The following is a 14,399-nucleotide window of genomic DNA, read 5'->3' on the forward strand; positions in this document are numbered from 1 at the left end:
CGCGACCGGGCCCCTACGCGTCGAGCGTGAGCGTCGGCGAGCTCGCCCGCGAGACGCACGGGAACATCACGTCGTTCTCCGCCTGCTCCTCGGCCGTCAGCAGCGAGTCCCGGTGCTCGGGGACCCCACCCAGGACGCTCGTCTCGCAGGTCCCGCAGGTGCCCTCCCGGCACGAGGTCTCGATGGTCACACCGGCCTCGGCCGCGGCGTCCACGATGCTGACCCCGGGCGCGACCGTGACGGTGACCCCCGACCGGGCGAGCTCGACCTGGAACGACCCGTCCTCGGCGGTCGCCGGAAGCTCCCTGGGCGCGAACCGCTCGAGGCGCAGAGACCCGGTCGGCCAGGCGGCGCACCGTGCTTCGACCGCCTCGAGCAGGGCCTCCGGCCCACAGCAGTAGACGAGCGTGTCCTCCCGGGGGGCGCCGAGCAGCGCGTCGAGGTCGAGCAGCCCGACCTCGTCCTGGGGCGCCAGGGTGACCCGGTCGCCGTAGCGCTCGGTCAGCTCGGCGGTGAAGGCCATGGACGCGCGCGTGCGGCCGCCGTAGGTGAGCGTCCACTCCGCGCCCGCCTTCTCGGCCGCCGCGACCATCGGGATGATCGGCGTGATGCCGATCCCGCCTGCGACGAAGCGGTAGGCGGGGGCCTCGTCGAGGGCGAAGTGGTTGCGCGGCCCCTTGGCCCGGACCGCCCGGCCCACCTCGAGGGCGTCGTGCACGTGGGAGGAGCCCCCGCGGCTGCGCGGCTCGCGCAGCACCGCGACCTGATAACAGGTCCGGTCCTGGCGGTCGCCGCACAGCGAGTACTGCCGCACGAGGTCGGGCCCCAGGTGCAGGTCCAGGTGCGCCCCCGGTTCCCACTCCGGCAGGTCCTCCCCCGCCGCCGACCGCAGGGTCAGCCGGACGACGCCGTCGGCGACCGCATCGCGCCCGGCCACCTCCAGGTCCATCTCGTGCTCGACTCCGCCACTCGCCCTGCTCACGGCTTCCCTTCCCGTGATCGGACCGCACCCGACGGGGGCGGTCCGATCACTGCTCACACCCGGTCAGACGCCGCCCTCGATGGCCAGCGCCCGCTCCGGGCAGATCTCCACGAGGTGCTTGGCCTGGTCGACCCGATCCGACGGCACCGGGTCGGCGAGGATGACCGGGTCGCCCTGGTCGTCGCAGTCGACGATCTCCGGGGCCGCGCCGTAACACAACCCGTGACCGGCGCAGGCGCGCCGGTCCACGGTCAGATGCGGTCCGGCCACGACTCAGCCCTGCCCGAGGTCCTCGGGGAACCAGATGGCGACCCGACCCATGGTGCCGCCGTCTCCGGAGGAGATGACCTGGCCCGAGGTGTACGCCGCGTCGTCGGAGACGAGGAACAGCGCCACCTTGGCGTTGTCGAGCAGCGACGGCGGGCGGTCCAGCTTCAGCGGGATCGGGGTCACGCTCTTGTCCCAGGGACCCGCCACCTCCTCGTAGGACTGGCCGACGACCGGCGAGCCCGCGGGCATGAGGAAGTTCGGCGACATGCCGTGGGTCGGCGCGATGGCGTTGACCCGGATGCCGTACTTGCCCAGGTCCAGCGCCAAGCCACGGACCATCGCGTTCAGCCCGGCCTTGCTGGCGGAGTACGACGGGATCTGGTGGTACGCCTGCAGCGACGCCGCCGACGAGGTGACCAGGATGGCGCCGCTGCCGCGCTCGCGCATGTGCTTCGCGACGTGCTTGGCGCACAGGAACGGGCCGGTGAGGTTCGTGGTGAGGACGTGGTTCCAGTCCTCGAGCGGGTACTCCTCGAACTCGACCGCCTCGCCGCCCATCACCCCGGGCACGCCGCCGCGCGACACGATGCCGGCGTTCGCCCACATGATGTCGATCTTGCCGTACTCGTCCAGGGCGGTCTGGACGGTGCGGGCGACGTCCGCCTCGACCGTCGTGTCCGCCTGCACCGCCACCGCGGTGCCGCCCTGCTCGCTCACCAGCTTCACGGTGGCGTCCGCACGGTCGCCGTCGACGTCCATGACGACGACCCTGGCGCCCTCGGAGGCGAACAGCTGGGACGACTGGCGCCCCAGACCGGACCCCGCACCCGTGATGATCGCGACCTTGTCTTCGAGCCTGCCCATCGGGCGTCTCCTCTCCGAGACGGTACGGACGCAGCCGTACCTTATTACTTTAGGTTAAGGGGGTCGAGCGTCCGCTCAGGACTTCTCGACGGGGGTGAACAGCAGCGGCAGCCGCGCGAACCCGCGGACCTGGCTCGGCAGCACGACCGCCGGGTCCGCCGGGTCCAGCCGGTAGTCGGGGATGCGCTTGTGGATCTCCTCCATGGCGATCTTGAGCTCGACGCGCGCGAGGTGGGAGCCGATGCACCGGTGCGGCCCGGCGCCGAAGGACAGGTGCCGGTTGGGTGTGCGGGCGACGTCCAGGTTCGCCGGGTCGACGAACTGCGAGTCGTCCCGGTTGGCCGAGCAGAGCAGCACGAGCAGCTGGTCGTCCGCCTTGATGGTGACGCCGCCGAGCTCGACGTCCCGGGTGGCCCGGCGCCCCATCGCGACCTGGGCCTCGTGGCGCAGGATCTCCTCGACCGCCGCCGGGATCGCGCCCGCGTCGGCGATGATCCGGTCCCGCTCCTCGGTGTTCTGCGCGAGGTGGGTCATCATCCAGCAGAGCGTGCCCTGCACGGTGTGCAGACCCGCGATGAGCAGCAGGAAGAACATCCGCGCCAGCTCGTCGTCGGTGAGCTGCCGCTCGACGCCCTCGGCGTCCCGGATGGGCGTGTCGATGATCGCCGTGGTGACGTCGTCGAACGCCTCACCCTTCGCCTGCGCCTCCTTGCGGGCGCCGATGACCTGCATGAAGTAGCCGAACATCTGCATGGCGGCCTCGGTCCGGGACTGCACGGCCTGCTCGGGGGTGTCACCCGGCTTGCCGTTCATCGCGATCTCGGTCGCCGTGGTGAAGGTCGGGGCGTCCTCGATCGGCCAGCCCATCAGGGCGAGGAACACCGTGGTGGGCAGCTCGTGCGCGAACTGCTCGACGAACTCGACCTCGCCGTCTCCCTCGAACCGCTCGATCAGCTCCACGACCAGCGCGCGGATGCGGGGCTCGAGGGCCTTCATCCGGTTCGGGTTGAACAGCGGCTGCAGCACCTGCCGGTAGGACGTGTGCTCCGGCGGGTCGAGCTCGATCGGCAGGAACTTGCCCTGCCCCGCGTCGACCAGGTTGTTCGGGTAGCTGGAGAACGTCTCCGGGTCCCGGAGCACCGCATGCGCCTCGCCGTAGGCCGTGACGAGCCAGTGGCCGCCGTACCCGGGCGACCACACGACCGGGCCGATCTTGCGCAGCTCGGTGGTCCGCTCCTGCATGCGGTCCACCGGCATCGTGAGCGCCGGGTCGTAGATGTCGAACTCGACCACCAGATCGGGTCTGACGTCTGCCTGCGTGGTGGGCATGGCACTCTCCTGTCCGGTCGACTGTGACCTACAGCTTTACAAACGACGAATTGTGTCAGCGGTAACGTAGCGAACCGGGTGAACGTTCGTACAGCCCCCGGTCGAGGACGCCGGCGCCTCAGCCGGCATCGGCGGGCTGGAGCACGCCCTCGCGCACCAGCCGCTCGATCTCCTCGTCGGCCAGCCCCCACCGGGTCCGCGCGATCTCCCTGGTGTGCTCCCCCGCCAGGGGCGCGGGGCGCAGGGGTGAGTCGGGGATCTGCGAGAACCGGGCCACCCGCGCGGCGGCGGGGACGGGCCGCCGCAGCAACGGGTGGGACATCTCATGGAAGGAGTCGCGGGCGACGAGCTGGGGATGGGTGAGCTCGTCCGGCAACCGGAGCATTCCGGCAGCGGGCACCCCCACGGCAGCCAGCACCTCGGCCACCTCGTCCGGGGTCCGCTCGGCCGTCCACTCGCCGAGCCGCTTCTCGAGCTCGTCCCGCCGCTCCAGCCTGCCCGCGAGGGTGCGCAGGTCGTCGTCGTCAGGCAGGCCGGTCGCCGCGGCCAGCCGTCCCCAGTCCGCGTCGTCCCGCACCACGACCACGCACCACTCGTCGTCCCCGGCGCAGGGGTAGACGCCCGCCGGGGCGACCCCGGAGCGGCGGTTCCCCTCGGGGCCCGAGGCCGCCGGGTCGAGCGAGGCCCGCGCCAGGGTGGGCCCGAGCGCCATCACCGCGGTGTCCGCCTGGGCGATCTCGATCGACCGGCCGGGGCCGCTCGCGCCGCGCCCGATCAGCACCGCCAGCGCCGCGACGGCCGCGACCTGGCCCGCGACGTGGTCGGGGTAGACGGTGGAGCCGTCGCAGAAGTCGCCCGTGCCGGGGTCTTGCCACAGGGCCGAGACGCCACACGAGGCCCGCACCAGCGGGCCGTAGCCCATCCGGGTCCGCCACGGACCGCGGGCGCCGAACGCGCTGCTGTCCGACACCACGATCCGGGGGTTGATCTCGACGAGGTCGGCGTGGGAGAGGCCGAGCGACTCCAGCGTGCCGGGCTTGAAGTTCGCGGTGACCAGGTCGGCCTCGGCGACCAGCCGCCGGAACAGCTCCTTGCCCTCCGCGCTGCGCAGGTCCAACCCCAGGCCGCGCTTGTTGCGCCCACCCCAGGCGAAGGAGGCGTTCATCCCGCCGCCGTTGCGGGTCTGGCGCAGCCCGTCGGGGAAGGCCGCGTTCTCGATCTTCACGACGTCGGCGCCCTGGTCGGCGAACGCCCGGCCCAGCTCGGCACCGAACACGATCACCCCGAGGTCGAGGACCCGCAGCCCGGCGAGCGGCCGCTCCCCCGGTTCCTGCGGCGCGAGCCCGAGGTCGGGCGCGGGGCGTGCGGCCGGGAGGGGCAGGTCGTCGTGCTCGCCGGGGCGCGGGGCCCGGACGCGCAGGCCCACCCGCTCGCCGTCGATCGAGAGGTAGCCGGTCGGGACGGTGGCCCGGAGGCCGTCGGCGATCTCGGCGTCGACCAGCGTGCCGGTGCTGCGCAGGTGCTCCGCGGCCAGCACCTCCGCGACGGTGAGCATCCCGCCGACCGGGACCCCGCGCCTGCTGCCCTCCAGGGTCAGCTCCTCGCGCGTCTTGCCCGCGAACAGGGCGGCGATCAGCGGGTTCAGCCGGTCGGACGCCGCGAAGCGGGCGGGGATGGCGTCGTAGCGGGGGTCCGCGAACTCCGCGGGCTCGCCGAGCCAGGCGAACATCGCGCGCCACTGGCGCCTGGCCAGCAGGCAGATGCGGACGTGGCCGTCGGCGCAGGGGAACACCGGGTAGAAGTTCGCGGCGTTCGGACGGTCCCGGGGGAAGGACTCGGACCGGCCCGCGGCCGCCGAGCCCTGGGCACCGAACCCGGGGTCGAAACCGTGCACCACGGCCTCGAACGCCGAGACGTCCACGTGCTCGCCGACGCCGGTCCGCACCCGCTTCACGTAGGCGACGAGTGCCGCCCACGCCGCGTGGACGCCGACCGTCTGGTCGACCAGTCCGCTGGGCGGCAGCAGCGGAGTGCCGCCGGGCATCCCGGAGCGGGACAGCACACCACCGGCCGCCGCGAGCACGTCCTCGGTGGCGACGCGGTCGGCCCACGGCCCCGTCCGACCGAAGTCGGTCACGGAGACCACGACGAGCGCGGGATCGGCCGCGAGCAGGTCCTCGGGGGTGAGGCGCAGGGTCGCGGCCTCGTCGGCGCTGAAGGACTCCAGCAGGATGTCCGCGTGCCGCGCCCGCCGCAGCACCTCGTCCCGCCCCGCCGCCGTCGTCAGGTCGAGGGTGATCCCGAGCTTGTTGGCGTTGCGCAGTGCGAAGCCCACCGCGTCCCGCCTGCCGGGCGAGCCGCCCGGCGGCTCGACGCGCAGCACCTCCGCGCCGAGGTCGGCCAACAGGCGACCGCAGGACTCGGCCGCACCCTCGGTGAGGTCGAGCACGCGGAGTGTCTGCAGGGGGAGCGTCATCGGCGACCCTTCTCTCGGCTCGTCAGCGAAGCGCGTGACGGGCCGCGCGCCGTCGGCGACGGGGCCCGTGTCCACACCCGGGCCAGACGCGGCCGGTCCCCGACGGGATGCGAGGACCGATCAGGCGCACGAGTGAGCGACAAAGCGTGACCACGCCCATCTCCTCGTCGTTGATACAGATGACGTAATCTGTTCCTAATGGTACTAGGTTATCGCTCCCCGGAACAGCCGCCCCCGCCGAGAAGGACGTGAGAATCGTGACGATCGAGGCCCCGCAGGCCGGCCCCGAGGTCCACGCGGTCGACCGGGTGGTGATCCGGTTCGCGGGTGACTCGGGTGACGGGATGCAGTTGACGGGTGACCGGTTCACCTCGGAGACCGCGACGTTCGGCAACGACCTGTCGACGCTGCCGAACTTCCCCGCCGAGATCCGCGCCCCCGCCGGGACCCTGCCCGGAGTCAGCTCGTTCCAGCTGCACTTCGCGAACTACGACATCCTCACCCCCGGTGACCGCCCGGACGTGCTCGTCGCGATGAACCCCGCCGCGTTGAAGGCGAACATCGCCGACCTGCCCCACGGTGGGGTGTTGATCGTCAACACCGACGAGTTCACCAAGCGGAACCTGACCAAGGTCGGCTACGCGCAGAATCCGCTCGAGGACGACTCGCTGGCCGACTTCCAGGTGCATCCGGTCGCCATGGCCACCCTCACGAGGGGTGCGTTGGAGGAGACCGGGCTGAGCAAGAAGGACGCCGAGCGGGCGAAGAACATGTTCGCCCTCGGGCTGCTGTCCTGGATGTATCACCGCCCGCACGAGGGCACGGAGCGGTTCCTACGGGAGAAGTTCGCCCGCCGCCCGGAGATCGCCGAGGCCAACATCCTCGCCTTCCGGGCAGGTCACGCCTACGGTGAGACCACCGAAGCCTTCGCCGTCACCTACGAGGTCGCCCCCGCCAAGCTGGCCCCCGGCACGTATCGGCAGATCACCGGGAACACCGCGATGTCCTACGGCATCGTCGCGGCCGGGAAGGTCACCGGGCTGCCGGTGTTCCTGGGCGCCTACCCGATCACCCCCGCCTCGGACATCCTCCACGAGCTGTCCAAGCACAAGGCGTTCGGCGTGACCACGTTCCAGGCCGAGGACGAGATCGCCGGGGTCGGCGCCGCCCTGGGCGCGAGCTTCGGCGGGGTCCTGGGTGTCACGGCCACCTCCGGGCCGGGGATCGCGCTCAAAGCCGAGACCATCGGCTTGGCGGTCGCGTTGGAGCTGCCGCTGCTGGTCATCGACGTCCAACGTGGTGGCCCGTCGACGGGGCTGCCGACCAAGACCGAGCAGGCCGACCTGCTCCAAGCCATGTTCGGGCGCAACGGCGAAGCACCCCTACCGATCATCGCCCCCCAGTCCCCGGGGGACTGCTTCCACGCCGCCGTCGAAGCCGCCGCCATGGCGGTCAAGTACCGCACCCCCGTCATGGTGCTCTCCGACGGGGCGCTCGCGAACGGGTCCGAGCCGTGGAAGGTCCCCGACGCCGACACCCTGCAACCGGTCGACCCAGGGTTCGCGACCGAACCCAACGCCCCCGACGGGTCCGGGGAGTTCTGGCCCTACCTACGCGACCCCGAAACCCTCGCCCGACCGTGGGCGATCCCCGGCACACCCGGGCTGGAACACCGCATCGGCGGCCTGGAGAAAGCCGACGGGCGCGGGTCCATCAGCTACGACCCGGACAACCACGACCGGATGATGCGGCTACGCCAAGCCAAGATCGACGGCATCCACGTGCCGGACATCGCCGTCCAGGACCCCGAAGGCACCGCGCGGCTGCTCGTGCTGGGCTGGGGCTCGACCTACGGCCCCATCGAGGCCGCCGCCCGCCGCGTCCGGGCGAAGGGCCACGCCGTGGCGACCACCCACCTGCGCCACCTCAACCCCATGCCCGCCAACCTCGGCGAGGTGCTCCGCCGCTACGACACGGTCCTGGTCCCGGAGATGAACCTCGGCCAACTCGTCCTGCTACTACGCGCCCGCTACCTCGTCGACGCCAAGTCCTACACCAAGGTCTCCGGGCTCCCGTTCAAAGCCGAAGAACTCCAGGACGTGTTCCTCGACCACCTCACCGGCCTGGAGGCCCACGCATGACCATCGAACTCGGCCTGCCCGGCCTGGGCCTGGTCCCCACCACCGACACGAAGCAGACCGCCAAGGACTACACCTCCGACCAGGAGGTCCGCTGGTGCCCCGGCTGCGGCGACTACGCCGTCCTCGCCGCCGTCCGCTCCTTCCTCCCCACCCTGGGCATCCGCCGCGAGAACACCGTGTTCGTCTCCGGCATCGGCTGCAGCTCCCGGTTCCCGTACTACCTCAACACCTACGGGATGCACTCCATCCACGGCCGCGCCCCCGCCATCGCCACCGGCCTCGCCACCTCCCGCGAAGACCTGTCGGTCTGGGTCGTCACCGGCGACGGCGACGCGCTGTCCATCGGCGGCAACCACCTCATCCACGCGCTGCGCCGCAACGTGAACCTGAAGATCCTGCTGTTCAACAACCGGATCTACGGGCTCACCAAGGGCCAGTACTCCCCCACCTCGGAGGTCGGGAAGGTCACCAAGTCCACCCCCATGGGCTCACTCGACCACCCCTTCAACCCCATCTCGTTGGCCCTCGGTGCCGAAGCCACCTTCATCGGCCGAGCCCTCGACTCCGACCGCAAAGGCCTCACCGAAGTCCTCGCCGCCGCCGCAGCCCACCGCGGCTCCGCGCTCGTCGAGATCTTCCAGGACTGCCCCATCTTCAACGACGGCTCCTTCGACCTGCTCCGCAAGCCCGAGACCAAGGACTCCCGGCTGATCCCGCTGCGCCACGGGGAACCGATCGTGTTCGGGCCCGAACACGACCGCCGCGCGGTCATCCGGAAGGACTTCGGGCTGGAGGTCGTCGACGGAGCCGAGTTCGACCCCTCCGACGTGGTCACCCACGACGCCACGAACCACGAGCTCGCCTTCGCCCTGTCCCGGCTGAGCGACCAGAACCTCGACCACACCGTCACCGGCGTCTTCCGCAACGTCGACCGCACCACCTACGACGACGCCGCCCGCGCCCAACTCCAGGCCGCCCAGGCGGGCCCCTCCGACCTCCAGGCCCTGCTCCGCGGCCACGACACCTGGACGATCACCTGACATGGGGACGACCGAGACCCGGCCCGCGGGGACCCGTCCGGTAGCGTCGGCGGGCGCACAGAGGGGGGCGTCGATGGCGAAGGGATCGGACGGCGACCGGAAGCGGTCGCCGCGCGCCCGTGTGTCCGATCCGGCCACGGCGATCCTGCTCGCCGCGGAGGCCTGCTTCCTGCGGCTCGGCATCACCAAGGCCACGATGGACGACGTGGCCCGCGAGGCGGGCGTCTCCCGCCCCACCGTCTACCGCCACTACGCCACGCGGGACGACCTCATCACCGGCGTGCTGCTCGCCCGCGCCCGGGACCTCCTGGACCGGGCCCGCCGGTTCATCGACACGCGCTCGACGATCGACGCGAAGATCGTCGACGGGATGGTCTTCCTCGTGGACGCCGGACGGCGGGACCCCATGGTCCTGCAGCTGGTCAGCCTCGAGTTCCTCGAGGTCGCCAACCGGGTCAGCGACACCCCCAAGCTCGCCACGGACCTCACCGCCGAGCTGTGGAGCGACATCCTCGCCGAGGCGAAGAGCGCCGGGGAGGTGCGACCGGATCTCGACATCGACCGGTTCTGCGCCTGGCTGACCTTCGTCGAGCTGATCCTGGTGGGCCGCATCGAGCGCCTCGGCGCCGAGGACCCGTCCCACCGGCGGTTGCTGGAGCGCTACATCGTCCCGGCCCTGCACAAGGCCGTGCCGTACGAGTCGGCCCGCCCGGCCTAGCCTGCGTGCGGGGCCCGCGCGCTCGCGTCCCGTGGCCCCCGGCCAGGGTCGGGAGCGCGCGGGTCAGACGAGCGCGGGGAGGAGGAAGTCCCCGATCAGCTCGCGCGCGCCGGGCCCGTCCGGGTCGAACAGGTCCTCCCGCCCGACCATCATCATCTCGACGTCCGCCATCAGCGCGCAGAACTCGTGCAGGTCCACGTCCGTGCGCATCTCCCCGGCGGCCTGCGCCGCCGACAGGATCGGCTCCCAGATCTCGTACGTCAGGTTCTCGGCGACGTTGCTGGAGGCGAGGATCCCGTTGGCGGCGCCCAGGTTCTCCGGGCGGAGCAGGGCCCGCAGGATGGGATCCTTGCGACCGCCGTCGATGAGGAAGGCGAGGCCGTCGACGAGCTTCGCCGTGAACGTCGGCCTGCTCTCGATGTAGTCCCGGGCGTGGCCGCTGAAGGCGCGGGAGCGGCGGGACACCACCTCCACGATCAACGCGTCCCGGTCGGCGAAGTACCGGTACACCGTGGGCCGGGAGACCCCTGCCCGCTTGGCGATGTCGTCCATCGTGGTGCGCCCCACCCCGAACGACAGGAAGCACTCCTCCGCCGCCGCGACCAGCGCGCGGCGCGCCTGCTCCGGGCCGCCCGCGAAGGGCCCCCGACCTCGTCCCACGTTCATCCCCCTGCGTCGCCCCGCGTGCCAGCCTACCGGGGCGACGACGCCGGGAGCTGCTGAAACACGGGCAGGACCGCCCCGGCTTCCGCGTCGGTGCCGGAGGCGACGAACCGCGCCCGCACCGGATCGCCCGCGCGCAACGTCGTCGGGTCGCCCAGCAGACGGACCATCACCCAGGGCCCCTCGGCCAGCTCGACGACCGCGCTGACGTAGGGCACCGCCTCGGCGAGGGCGGGCAGCGGCGCCTGGTGCACCACGGCCCAGCTGACCAGCGTCCCCTCCCCCGACACGACGACCGGTTCCAGCTCGGCGGAGCCGGTCGTCGGGTCGGTGCGGGCCTCGGGCGGCAGCACGGTGCCGGACGGGCCACGCTGCATCAACAACTCCCCCCGGGCCGCGGCCGCGTAGAAGGCGGCGCTCGCCTCGTCCGGCTCAACCCGCGGGAACGCCGTCACGACTTCCTCCCGTGCGGGCTCAGCACCAGCGTGGAGTGGTGTTCGAGGATCCCGCCGTTGCCGCTCACCAGCACGACGTCGTTTCGCGGCGCCTGGCGTCCGCCGCCCTGCCCCCGGGCCTGGATCACGGCCTCGGAGAGCGGGGTGAACCCCCACATGTAGTAGGACGACAGCTGGCCACCGCCGGTGTTGCAGGCGAGCTTCCCGCCGGGAGCGAGCCTGCCGTCGGACACGAACGCACCGCCCTCGCCCTTGCCGCAGAAGCCGTAGTCCTCCAGCGTGACCAGGACGGTGTAGGTGTAGCAGTCGTAGAGCTCGGCGACGTCGACGTCCTCGACGCCGATGCCCGCCATGCGCATGGCGGCCGGGCCCGACCTCGCCGCGGGGGTGACCAGTCCCCAGTCCGACCCGGCGTGCATGCGCCGGGGACCGTGCGCCTGGCCGTACCCCCACAGGTGGACCGGCGGCCGGGCCAGCGACTCGGCGCGGTCCGCCGCGGTGACGACCACCGCGACCGCCCCGTTGCTGACCAGGCAGCAGTCCAGCAGGTGCAGTGGTTCGGCGATCCAGCGCGAGGCCTGGTGGTCGGCCACCGTCATCGGCTCCCGCAGCTGCGCGAGCGGGTTGTGCACCGCCCACGCCCGCTGGGCCACCGCGACCTCCGCGAGCTGCTCCGACGTGGTGCCGTAGCGCTCCATGTGCCGCCGCGCGCAGAGCGCGTAGAGGATGTTCGGGTTGGTGGCGCCGGAGTTGACCGACCAGCCCGCCATGCCGCGCAGGTTCCGCGCGGCACCGGGACGGGCCGCCCCGGAACCCCAGGCGGCGCCCGCCTTCTGCTTCGGCTTCAGCGGCGAGTCCGCGAACACGCACGCGACCGTGGTCGCCGCGCCCGCGGCGATGGCCTGGGCGGCCTGCGCCACCATCACGCCCGCGGTGGCCCCGTAGGCGTTGACCTGGTTGAGGATCGCCAGGTCGTGCAGCCCGAGCACGGCACCCAGGTTGACGCCGACGTCCTGCTTCACCCCGGAGCTGACCAGCAGCCCGTCGAGGTCGGTCAGGGCCAGTCCCGCGTCCGCCACGGCGAGGCGGACCGCTTCGGCCGCGAGGGAGGTGGAGGAGCGCCCGTACACCTTGCCCATCTCGGTGAGCCCGAGACCGGCGATGGCCGCCCCGGTCACCGCCCCTCCCACACCGGATCGCGCTTCTCGGCGAAGGCCCGCGGGCCCTCGCGGGAGTCCCGGCTCGCGAACACGACCTTCATCGCGTCGGTGTTGACCGCCCAGGCCTCCGGGCCCCAGTCGGTCGACCAGGTCTCGTGCACCACCCGCTTGCTCTGCTGCACCGAGACGGGGGCGTTGGCCGCGATCACCTCGGCGACCTGCAGGGCCACCTCGAGGGCGGTGCCCTCCGGCGCCACCCGGTTCACCAGACCCAGCTCGTAGGCCCGGGCCGCGGACATCGGCTCGCCCGTCAGGATCGTCTCGAGAGCGATCTTCTGGGGGATCTGGCGCTGCAGCCGCAGCACCCCGCCCGCCGCGGCGAACAGGCCGCGCTTGACCTCCGGCAACCCCAGGGACGCCGTCTCGTCGATCACGGCGAGGTCGCAGGCCAGCACGATCTCCGTGCCGCCGCCCATCGCGTAGCCGTTGACGGCCGCGATCGTCGGCGTGCCGACGAACTGTCGGACCAGCCCGGCGAAGCCCCGCTCGGGGTGGTCGCGGTCGTCGATGCGGTTGCCCCGCGCCAGTTCCTTGAGGTCCGCACCCGCGCAGAAGCCCCGCCCGGCACCCGTGATCACCACGACCCGCACGTCGGGGTCCTCCTGCGCCCGGGCCAGTGCGTCCCCCGCCGCGACGGAGAGGGCGGAGTTCACCGCGTTCATGGCCCGGGGCCGGTTCAGGGTGATGATCCCGATGTGGCCGCGCTTCTCGAACAGGGCGGCGGGCTCGGTGCTCGGGGCGGTGTCGGTCATGGGGTGCGCTCCGGGGCGAGGTAGACGGACTTGTAGGCGATGTAGGGGGTGAGCCCCTCCGGGCCCATCTCCCGACCGAGCCCGCTGGCCTTCACGCCGCCGAACGGGCCGGCCACGTCCAGGCCGTAGTGGTTGACCCCCACCGAGCCGGACTCGATCCGGTCCGCCAGCGCGAGCCCGCGCTCGACGTCGGTCGTCCAGACCGTGCCACCGAGCCCGTACTGCGAGTCGTTGGCCAGGGCGACGGCCTCGTCCTCGTCCGCGTAGGGCGTCACCACCAGGACCGGGCCGAAGATCTCCTCCTGCGCGAGCGCGGCCGCGTTGTCGACGTCCGCGAACACGGTCGGCTCGACGAACCACCCGGTCGGCTGGTCGGCGGGGATGGCGCCGCCGGCCGTCAGGCGAAGTCCGCTCCGACGGCCGGCGTCGATGTGGGCGAGCACGCGCTCGCGTTGGGCCGCGCTCACCAGCGGGCCGATCCGGGTGGCCTTGTCCAGCGGGTCGCCGATCCGCAAGGCCCGCACCGTGTCCGTCACGGCGTCCACGACCTCGGCGTACCGCGAGCGCGGCGCGAGGATCCGGGTGCAGGCGTGGCAGGTCTGGCCGTTGTTGGCCAGCGAGACCTCGGGCAGGGCCGCCGCGAACGCGGCCAGGTCGGCGTCCTCCGCGACGAGGGAGGCCGACTTGCCGCCGAGCTCCAGGGTGACCGGGCGCAGCAGCCGACCGCAGGCCGCGCCGATCGCACGGCCCGCCGCGGTCGACCCGGTGAAGGCGACCTTGTCGACGCCCGGGTGCTCCACCAGGTGGGCACCGGCCGAGCGGCCGCCGGGCAGGACGTTGAGCACGCCGGCGGGCAGACCCGCCTCCAGCGCCGCGTCCGCGAAGACGTAGGCGTCGAGCGCGGTCTCCGGCGCGGGTTTGAGCACCACGGTGCAGCCCGCGGCGAGCGCGGGCGCGATCTTCATGGCGGCCAGGGCCTGCGGGTAGTTCCAGGGGGTGATCGCGGCGACCACGCCGACCGGGCCGCGCCGGACGCTGGTCCGCGACAGCATCCCCGGGCGCACGTCCTCGGCGTCCACGGTCCCGGCGAGGCCCGCGTAGTAGTCGAGCGTGATCGCGGGGCTGAACCCGTTGGCGCCCAGCGACAGCGCGCGCGGCATCCCGTTCTCGCGGCTGACCAGCTCGGAGGTCTCGCGGCCGCGGGACCTCAACGCGGCGGCGAACCGACGCATCGCCTCGGCCCGCTCCACGCCGGTGGTCCGCCCCCACGGCCCGCGCAGGGCGGCACGGGCCGCCGCCACGGCCGCGTCGACGTCCGCGGTGCCGGCGAGCGGCGCGGTGCCGAGCGGCTTCTCGGTGGCGGCCTCGACGATCTCGACGGTCTCGTTCGTGGCGGGGACCCGCCACTCCCCTCCGACGAGGAAGTGGGAACGGTCCAGCGTCACTGTGCGTCCTCTCCGCCGCGGAGCGTCCGCGCACCCGGCCTCAC

General features: G+C 72.6%; 13 protein-coding genes. 3 read left to right on the top strand and 10 right to left on the bottom strand.

The genetic code is table 11. From position 1 onward, the window contains the following. Nucleotides 1-13: 13 nt before the first annotated feature. The 5 genes from L3X23_RS12150 to L3X23_RS12170 all read right to left on the bottom strand — a co-directional run bounded on the left by L3X23_RS12150 (nt 14) and on the right by L3X23_RS12170 (nt 5,921). A complete protein-coding gene (locus L3X23_RS12150; RefSeq protein ID WP_374204834.1) occupies nt 14-982 on the bottom strand; it encodes a 2Fe-2S iron-sulfur cluster-binding protein in 969 nt (322 codons plus the stop codon). Between the two features lie 63 nt (nt 983-1,045). Next, nucleotides 1,046-1,252 carry a ferredoxin gene (locus tag L3X23_RS12155; RefSeq protein ID WP_237192330.1) on the bottom strand — a complete coding sequence of 69 codons (207 nt, stop codon included), beginning with the start codon at nt 1,250-1,252 and terminating at the stop codon, nt 1,046-1,048. Between the two features lie 3 nt (nt 1,253-1,255). Beyond that, on the bottom strand, nt 1,256-2,116 hold the full coding sequence (locus L3X23_RS12160) for an SDR family NAD(P)-dependent oxidoreductase (RefSeq protein ID WP_237192331.1): 861 nt from the start codon (nt 2,114-2,116) through the stop codon (nt 1,256-1,258). A 75-nt stretch (nt 2,117-2,191) separates the two neighbouring features. Then, entirely contained in the window at nt 2,192-3,445 is a 1,254-nt protein-coding gene (locus L3X23_RS12165) for a cytochrome P450 (protein ID WP_237192332.1), read from the bottom strand. Nucleotides 3,446-3,563: 118 nt separating this feature from the next. After that, the gene (locus L3X23_RS12170) at nt 3,564-5,921 is read right to left on the bottom strand and encodes a CaiB/BaiF CoA-transferase family protein (protein WP_237192333.1); all 2,358 of its coding nucleotides are present in this window, start codon (nt 5,919-5,921) and stop codon (nt 3,564-3,566) included. 257 nt (nt 5,922-6,178) lie between these two features. On the opposite strand from L3X23_RS12170, the gene L3X23_RS12175 reads away from it, so the two are divergent. The 3 genes from L3X23_RS12175 to L3X23_RS12185 all read left to right on the top strand — a co-directional run bounded on the left by L3X23_RS12175 (nt 6,179) and on the right by L3X23_RS12185 (nt 9,820). Continuing rightward, nucleotides 6,179-8,062, top strand: a complete 1,884-nt coding sequence (locus L3X23_RS12175; RefSeq protein WP_237192334.1) for a 2-oxoacid:acceptor oxidoreductase subunit alpha — start codon at nt 6,179-6,181, stop codon at nt 8,060-8,062. Continuing rightward, nucleotides 8,059-9,102, top strand: a complete 1,044-nt coding sequence (locus tag L3X23_RS12180; RefSeq protein ID WP_237192335.1) for a 2-oxoacid:ferredoxin oxidoreductase subunit beta — start codon at nt 8,059-8,061, stop codon at nt 9,100-9,102. The genes L3X23_RS12175 and L3X23_RS12180 overlap by 4 nt, the downstream gene beginning before the upstream one ends. A 73-nt stretch (nt 9,103-9,175) precedes the next feature. After that, the gene (locus L3X23_RS12185; protein ID WP_237192336.1) at nt 9,176-9,820 is read left to right on the top strand and encodes a TetR/AcrR family transcriptional regulator; all 645 of its coding nucleotides are present in this window, start codon (nt 9,176-9,178) and stop codon (nt 9,818-9,820) included. 63 nt (nt 9,821-9,883) lie between these two features. On the opposite strand, the gene L3X23_RS12190 is transcribed toward L3X23_RS12185, so the two are convergent. From L3X23_RS12190 to L3X23_RS12210, 5 genes are read right to left on the bottom strand one after another with little or no spacing between them, the layout of a single operon-like run. Further along, nucleotides 9,884-10,486 (bottom strand): TetR/AcrR family transcriptional regulator, encoded by a 603-nt coding sequence (locus tag L3X23_RS12190; protein ID WP_237192337.1) that lies wholly within the window; start codon nt 10,484-10,486, stop codon nt 9,884-9,886. 26 nt (nt 10,487-10,512) lie between these two features. Further along, on the bottom strand, nt 10,513-10,938 hold the full coding sequence (locus L3X23_RS12195; protein ID WP_237192338.1) for a Zn-ribbon domain-containing OB-fold protein: 426 nt from the start codon (nt 10,936-10,938) through the stop codon (nt 10,513-10,515). Beyond that, a complete protein-coding gene (locus tag L3X23_RS12200; protein WP_237192339.1) occupies nt 10,935-12,116 on the bottom strand; it encodes a thiolase family protein in 1,182 nt (393 codons plus the stop codon). Before L3X23_RS12200 ends, L3X23_RS12195 begins: the two co-directional genes overlap by 4 nt. Next, entirely contained in the window at nt 12,113-12,910 is a 798-nt protein-coding gene (locus L3X23_RS12205) for a crotonase/enoyl-CoA hydratase family protein (protein ID WP_237192340.1), read from the bottom strand. Before L3X23_RS12205 ends, L3X23_RS12200 begins: the two co-directional genes overlap by 4 nt. Further along, nucleotides 12,907-14,355, bottom strand: coding sequence for an aldehyde dehydrogenase (locus tag L3X23_RS12210; protein WP_374204835.1), 1,449 nt, complete (start codon nt 14,353-14,355; stop codon nt 12,907-12,909). The genes L3X23_RS12205 and L3X23_RS12210 overlap by 4 nt, the downstream gene beginning before the upstream one ends. Nucleotides 14,356-14,399: the final 44 nt, after the last annotated feature.

Origin of the sequence: Pseudonocardia sp. WMMC193 (assembly GCF_021728735.1) — a bacterium.
Classification (GTDB): Bacteria; Actinomycetota; Actinomycetes; order Mycobacteriales; family Pseudonocardiaceae; genus Pseudonocardia; species Pseudonocardia oroxyli.